The 7,350-nt window shown below is 38.0% G+C and carries 4 protein-coding genes and 1 pseudogene; 4 read left to right on the top strand and 1 reads right to left on the bottom strand.

What is annotated here, in order from left to right; all coding sequences use genetic code 11:
* Nucleotides 1-825: pseudogene (locus tag AFK68_RS18280) on the bottom strand (hypothetical protein); the annotation flags it as partial.
* A gap of 1,471 nt (nucleotides 826-2,296) precedes the next feature.
* Here AFK68_RS18280 and AFK68_RS18275 point away from each other — a divergent pair.
* From AFK68_RS18275 to AFK68_RS18260, 4 genes are all read left to right on the top strand, one after another.
* Entirely contained in the window at nucleotides 2,297-4,606 is a 2,310-nt protein-coding gene (locus tag AFK68_RS18275; protein WP_094674000.1) for a ribonuclease R family protein, read from the top strand.
* 659 nt (nucleotides 4,607-5,265) lie between these two features.
* Nucleotides 5,266-5,898: a flavin prenyltransferase UbiX gene (locus AFK68_RS18270; RefSeq protein WP_094673999.1), complete on the top strand. Its 633-nt coding sequence runs from the start codon at nucleotides 5,266-5,268 to the stop codon at nucleotides 5,896-5,898.
* Nucleotides 5,891-6,628 carry a hypothetical protein gene (locus AFK68_RS42000; protein WP_094673998.1) on the top strand — a complete coding sequence of 246 codons (738 nt, stop codon included), beginning with the start codon at nucleotides 5,891-5,893 and terminating at the stop codon, nucleotides 6,626-6,628. Before AFK68_RS18270 ends, AFK68_RS42000 begins: the two co-directional genes overlap by 8 nt.
* 145 nt (nucleotides 6,629-6,773) lie before the next feature.
* Nucleotides 6,774-7,331 carry a shikimate kinase gene (locus AFK68_RS18260; protein ID WP_094673997.1) on the top strand — a complete coding sequence of 186 codons (558 nt, stop codon included), beginning with the start codon at nucleotides 6,774-6,776 and terminating at the stop codon, nucleotides 7,329-7,331.
* Nucleotides 7,332-7,350: the final 19 nt, after the last annotated feature.

Genomic DNA, 7,350 nt, shown 5'->3' with positions numbered 1-7,350 from the left:
ATTTATTGAAGTAGCTAAGTCTCTTCCATAATTTATTGATTCTGATGTAGTCATTTCACTTTCTATATGATGGCTAGAATCTATTAGTGATTCTGTAGTTTCATCAACTTTTTCTTCCTTTTGTTGCTCACTATAATCTGTATCTAACCAACTATTATCAAACCCACTTGAATCTTGAGGAGAAGCTAAGTCTCTTCCATAATTTATTGATTCTGATGTAGTCATTTCACTTTCTATATGATGGCTAGAATCTATTAGTGATTCTGTAGTTTCATCAACTTTTTCTTCCTTTTGTTGCTCACTATAATCTGTATCTAACCAACTATTATCAAACCCACTTGAATCTTGAGGAGAATCAGAAACATCATCATAATTAATACTAGACTCTACTGTTATTAATTCCTCTTTTTCCAGTGGGATAGGAATTTCCGATTCCTCTAACCGAGACGAAACAGTTGGAGTATCAGAAACTTCATTAGAATCTAGATTTAATCCTGCTGTTGGTAATTCCTCTGTTTTTATTTGTAAAGGAGTATTGACATATTTTGTAAATTGTGGTTCATCGTTGGTAGCAGATGGAGATGGAGAAACTTCAACAGAAGTTTGAGGTGGAGAAAAAGATGTATCAAATGTAAGAGTAGCAAGCGATCGCTCTCTAGCTTTGTCTTCTGCCAACTCCACAGTATCAGCAGCTCCTAATCCAGTAGCTAAAGTTTCACCATTCACCTGGACTAAAACACGAACTAAATACTTACCATTATGAATAGTAATTAACTCAGAAATTAAACAACCCTTAGGATAAGAAGCTCGAAAACGTTCTAACATAATTATTTACTTGGTGAAACCTGAAGAAATTTCAATATTAGCAAAAATTACTTTTGCCAGAAGTCTAATTTGAAGCTATCATAAAATTTAACCCAAAAAAGGCCAAATCACAATTAAGGCCATTAAAAAAAACAATAGGGGGAAGTTAACACCAAGTAGCCACGGCAAAAGAAATATTTCTCTAAGAAATTTTCCGTTGCCTTAATTTACTTACTTCACCAAGTTGTGATTGAGACTTATAGCAGTTTTCATGTTTTTTAGAGTACAGAGATTTGGGATTAAAGGAAGAAGGCTCATATTATCTAGGANTTATAGCAGTTTTCATGTTTTTTAGAGTACAGAGATTTGGGATTAAAGGAAGAAGGCTCATATTATCTAGGAGAGGAGGAAGAAGGAAGAATTTTTGTAGTCAACATCAGTGAAAACCGCTATAAATACTAGGAAAGAATCTAGCTCAGGTACTCAATTATACCATGTCCGGTTAAACACTTATAATTAAGGGAGTAGGGGAGTAGGGGAGTAGGGGAGTAGGGGATAAATTAAAATATATCCTCTCGATCACCAAATATTTTATTTATACCTAATCATCCGGACATGATATGAGGCCGTGCCATCCTGTGGACTGGTGAGTGCCGACACTGCCAGAACAAAGCAGGAATAGAAACAAGCGATAAATCAGAATAATTCCATATTTTATTGATTTTCGTAGATTTCTAGTAACGGCAAACCCAATAAGCATTTTATGTGTGAAAAGAAAACTGTGAGTTTAGGTAGTAGTTGAGCGTGGTGAAAATAACCATTCACTTGCAAAATCCTAAAAGCTTAACCAATCAATACTTTTGACTTTAGTGAAAATTTATTATAAGATAAATAAACCAAAAAAAAGGTTATCTTAAAGTTAGCCAGATCGTTTCAACGGCTGCGTGAATAACGACACACAGGTTTGACCCTGGCATAATCTGCTAAAATTATAGTTTGGCTGCAAGATGATGAACTGTTATAGTTAAAGGTGAGACTCCTAAATAACCCAAACAACGGTTGTTTCAAATCAACAGTATGACCCGTCAATGGCAATATAACAGAACATAACAAGGAGTATTACCAACTCGAAAGCTAGGAAGCCCAGGTAACGATAAAATGCTGTAATGGGAATATTCCCAAAGGAAGTTTTGATGGTCTCAATTAGACATCAGAATCCCAGATTGTTTCCCTAGGCGACATGAAAAGCGTAGCTCCTCTGCAAGAGGCAATCAAATGGGTCAGTGTAGGAGCCTCACTAAATGTCTTGCCAAAAGTGGCTCAAAAGCATTATCTAGGCTAGACCAGAGCTTCATATAAAAGAAGCATTGAGTAGGAAAAACTAGCATGAACACAACTGAGCTGCTAACTTGAGGAAACCTCGGTGAAACACTTAATGGCAGACTAACTTTATAGAATAGTATAACCGATAAGAAAAAGGATAAAACGCTGCATGAAATTTTCCATCGCTACACTCCTAGCAAATTTTAGTGACGACAAGTTAGTTGCTCCCAAAGCAGTGGAGAAAAAACTAGATTGTCAAGACGATCAAAGTATCCGCAAATTACAAATTGCCTTGGATGCTCTAGAAAAAATAGGAGTTCTCGCCAAAGACAAAGGTCGCTATCGGCGACTTTTGGAAGAAGCAGTTGTAGAAGCAAAACTGCGCTGTTCCAGTAAAGGATTTTGCTTCGCCATACAAGACTCAGAAGGAACAGAAGATATTTACATTCGGGAAAGTCATCTGAGTAACGCTTGGAATGGCGATCGCGTCTTCGTCAAAATCATCAAAGAAGGAAGTCGTCGCCGGAGTCCGGAAGGAGAAGTCAAATTAATATTAGAACGTGCTAACCCTTCCTTATTAGCAAGAATCAAACAAATCAATGGGCACAATGGAGAACCCTACTATAGAGCAGTTCCCCTAGACGATCGCCTACTATTTGAACTCGACTTAGTACCAGAAGGTCCAGACTTAGCAGATGCTATAGACCACCTTGTCCATGTCGAAGTATTGCGCTATCCCCTAGGAGAAAAACGTCCTATAGGAAAAGTGGTTCAGATTCTTGGTTCAGATGCAGAAGCAGCAGATGACCTAGACATAGTATGTTGCAAACATGATTTACCCCGGTCTTTTCCAGATGTAGTTCTCAAAGAAGCTGAATCTCTAGTTAACCACTCCACCAAAGAAGATCAAAAAAATAGACTAGACTTGCGCGAACTACTCACAATTTCTTTTGGAGAACTAAATAAGAAAGACATTAATCATGCTCTAAGTATAGAAACCACAACCTCTGGTTATTGGCGAGTAGGAGTTCATATTGCTGATGTAGCCTACTTTATTAAAGCAGACTCCCAACTCGATAAACAAGCTCGTAAACGAAGTATCAGTATATATCTGCGAGATCAAGTAGTTCCTATACTACCAGACGGATTATCAAGTGATTACTTTTCCCTACTACCAGAAAAAGATCGACTAGCCATATCTATTTTGATAACTGTCAATAAAAACGGTCAAATAGTTGAGTTTGAGATTGAACCTAGTGTGATCGAGGTAGATGCTCATCTCAGCTATGAGCAGACAAAAAAAATTATTAATGGCAACACAGAAGAATTAGTTAATCTAAACTTAGAGCAACTGGAGAATGCCATCAATAAACTCCAGGATGTTAGTAAAGCAGTCCGAAGTGCCAGATTACGAAGAGGTGCTTTTGACCTAAATTTACCAGATGAAAAAAGCTACTACAACGATGAGAGTCCCTTGGGATCAATGATAGTTCCTGAGATGTTTCCAGCACGTTCCATGGTTGCAGAATTGATCGTCTTGGCAAACCAAGCAATAGCAAGTCACTTACTAGCACTAGGAGTACCTGCAATTTATCGAGTCCAAAATTCGCCAGAACCAGGAGATATACAAGAATTTATTAAATTAGCTAGTAATCTTGGAGCTGACTTATATCTAGAAGATGAAGAAGATGTACAACCTGCTGACTATCAAGCATTTGTTGAGGAATTTACTACATCAAAATCAGAAAGGGTGCTGACATACTTGCTTGAAGATACTTTGAAGCCAGCAATTTACAGCACCACAGCTCAACCTCATTTTGGATTAGCTTTACAACATGGTTATGTTCATTGTACATCACCAATTTCCAGATATTCCGATTTATTGATTTCACGAGTATTACATACTGTATTTAATGAAGGTCGTGATCGCCGTTCCAGTCGTTCTAAAGAAGGTGTAGAGTTAGGACATTCTTCATGTCATGGCAAAATCTCCTGGAATGTTTTAGCTCCAGAAATACAACAAGATTTAGAAGCACAACTAACGTCAGTAGTGGTGCATTTAACTGAACGAGAAAATGTAGCACAGGATGGCCAAGAAGACTTAGAAGGATTAATTAAAACTGGATTAATGAAGGAACGTACTGGTCAAACTTTCCAAGGTTTGATTACTGGGGTACAGTCTTACGGTTTCTTTGTAGAAATTGAAATATCCTCTGAGTCTACAGAAAGTTTCAGAGTAGAGGGTTTAGTTCATGTATCTTCTCTAAAAGATGACTGGTATGAATATCGTTCCCGACAACAAACACTTGTGGGACGCAAAAATCGTAACCAATATCGACTAGGAGATATGGTAGAAGTGCAGGTTAAGAGCGTTGATTATTATCGGCAACAAATTGACTTAGTTGCAGTTAGTGGAGGCAGCACTGCTTTTGACGATGAAGAGTTCTCGCCCCCTTCTAATAATCCCTATCGGTTTTGATTAATGAGTAGGGGAGAAGGGAGATGTGGAGATGTGGAGATGTGGAACAAGCAAAAATTTTGTGTACTTGCTTAATTCCCATTTCTCCTAACTGCTCCCTACTCCCTTATCCCTAAAAAGATTACAGCGCTTTTGAGTTGAGTAAACCACAAAACTGCTGTAGGAGTCAGGAGTCAGGAGTCGTAGGGGCTTGCTGGCCATTAGCTACGCACAACTTTCCTATCGGAATGCTCCGGAAACGTTTTATATGTCGCTCCACGTTTCGCTTTCCTACGGAATGCTAACGCAAACGCGACATGTTTGCGGAGCATTCCGTCAGGAAAAAACGGAGTTGTGCGATAGCAAAACGCCCGTACAGGAGTCAAAGGCTAGTTTCAAAGTTCTCGCTCCTCAACTTGCGACTGAATACAAATATTCCATCATGCCCCCGGTAATTACGACTGTGGTCTATCAAGCATGAAAACTGCTAATAAATAATTAGGGAGGAGTCAGGAGTCAGGAGTCAGTAGGAAGAATACAAGAAATAAAGAATATATCAGGAGGAGAAGGAGAAAAAGTTTTTTGATCGCTAATTAAGCGGACATGATATAATTCAAATTTATCCTAATTACTCCCTACTTCCTACTCCCTACTCCCTAAAAGAAAAGATTTATTCAAACATGAGTAATTTTGTGTCTACTCCTAAACTACCAATAGTTATTGGAGTTACAGGAGCATCAGGACTAATTTACGCTGTCAGAAGCATTAAATTTTTACTGGCAGCTAATTATACTATTGACTTAGTAGCATCAAAAGCTACTTATTCAGTCTGGCAAGCAGAGCAAAATATTAAAATGCCTGCCGAACCCACCAAACAAGAAAAATTCTGGCGAGAGCAAGCTGGAGATGAAACTAATGGTAAACTATATTGTCATCCTTGGCAAGATATAGGAGCAAACATTGCCAGTGGTTCCTATCGAACTCAGGGTATGATAATTATCCCTTGTAGTATGGGAACAGTAAGTAAATTGGCTGCTGGGTTTAGCTCAGATTTAGTAGAGCGGGCAGCAGACGTACAATTAAAAGAAGGTGGTAAACTAATCCTAGTACCACGAGAAACACCTTTGAGCTTGATTCATTTACGAAACTTAACTACTCTAGCAGAAGCAGGAGCAAGAATTGTCCCAGCAATCCCAGCTTGGTATCATAATCCCCAAACTATAGAAGATTTGGTAGACTTTGTGGTAGCTCGTGCTTTAGACCAATTTGGTTTAGATTGTGTTCCTATTAAACGGTGGATAGGCCATGAATAGAAATCGGAATTTACTATTGTTAATTGTTTTAATTGTAGTCATTGGTGGGTTGGCCTTATTTGCTTGGCAAAATGGGTCTCCTAGTTTGTCCTTAACTTTTCTGGGGTTAAAATCTATACCTCTACCTCTATCTGTATGGATTTTAGCCGCTCTTATTGCAGGTGTAATTACTTACTTATTGATTTATGGTACTTTTGTACTTTCAAATTACCTGTTAAAAAAAAGTTTACAACCTGCTAGACCTCGCTCTAGAGAATCTCAGCATCAAAATCAAACTCAAACTCGTCAAGGTAGGGATAGAGCTTCACATTCTCAAGGAATGTCAGATTCTCAAAGCTCTTTTAACCTAAATAAAGATTCGGAAGCAAGGGAGGAAGATGAAAACCTTGACGACTGGGAACAAGGACCTCCTAAAGTTAGTCATTCTTGGGACGCTAGTAAAAGAGAACAGGATACTGAACAGTCACAAGATTCGGTTAGTCAAAGTTCTACAGATAAAAGTTATGAAGTAGAACAAGAACCAAAAACAGAGTCTTGGTCTGGTTCGGTTTATTCTTATGGTTATCGCGACCCTAGTAGTTCTGGGGTTGGTCAAACCGAATCTGTGTATGATGCAGATTATCGGGTGATTACTCCTCCCCCACCTGCAAACCCATCTAAACCTACTGAAAATCAAGAGACTCAAGAAGAAGTTCCCGATCAAGCTAATAAATCAGGCAGTGAGTCTTAACGAACTCAGAATTCAGAATTCAGAAGTTAAATTCTTACTTTTGTTATTTTGATAAAACTAGAAAAATATTTAACGGATAACGGATAACTGATAACTAATTAGCTGATTAAAAGGCGGGGTTTTAGACTCAATTATTGGGATAATTATGGATATTAGTAATAGGGAATTGTTGGAAGGAGTAAATCTTTATTTAGTTGGGATGATGGGCGCTGGTAAAACAACTGTGGGACATTTGTTAGCCCAAGAGTTGGGATATCGTTTTCTAGATACAGATAGTTTGATTTCTCAAGCTGCTGGCAAGTCAATTAGCGAAATTTTTGCTACTGAGGGTGAGGCAGCATTTCGGGAGTTAGAAACAAATATATTGTCAGAAGTATCTAGTTACAAAAAATTGACTATTGCGACAGGTGGTGGTATAGTCATCAAACCTTTTAACTGGAGTTATTTACAACATGGGATAGTAGTTTGGTTAGATACGCCAGTAGAAGTTTTATATAGTCGCTTGCAAGGCGATCAGACTAGACCTCTACTTCAGGATAGTAATCCCTTGGGTAAACTACAGGAGCTTTTAGAAGAAAGAAGACCACTTTATGCGAATGCAGATGTTCATGTTAATATTAATAGTAAAGATACTCCTGAAGAAGTCACAATGTTAGTGTTAGCAGAAATTAAAAGGGTGGTAAAGTCAAAGGTAGTAAGTTAGTCAATAATTTGTTTATTTC

Source organism: Hydrocoleum sp. CS-953 (genome assembly GCF_002260545.1).
Taxonomy (GTDB): domain Bacteria; phylum Cyanobacteriota; class Cyanobacteriia; order Cyanobacteriales; family Microcoleaceae; genus Trichodesmium.
This window is presented reverse-complemented; position numbering and strand designations above follow the sequence as displayed.

Bases quoted from the DNA above. Each gene is read 5' to 3' on its own strand.
- AFK68_RS18275 (WP_094674000.1), top strand. From the start codon at position 2,297: ATGAAATTTTCCATCGCTACACTCCTAGCAAATTTTAGTGACGACAAG.
- AFK68_RS18270 (WP_094673999.1), top strand. From the start codon at position 5,266: ATGAGTAATTTTGTGTCTACTCCTAAACTACCAATAGTTATTGGAGTT.
- AFK68_RS42000 (WP_094673998.1), top strand. From the start codon at position 5,891: ATGAATAGAAATCGGAATTTACTATTGTTAATTGTTTTAATTGTAGTC.
- AFK68_RS18260 (WP_094673997.1), top strand. From the start codon at position 6,774: ATGGATATTAGTAATAGGGAATTGTTGGAAGGAGTAAATCTTTATTTA.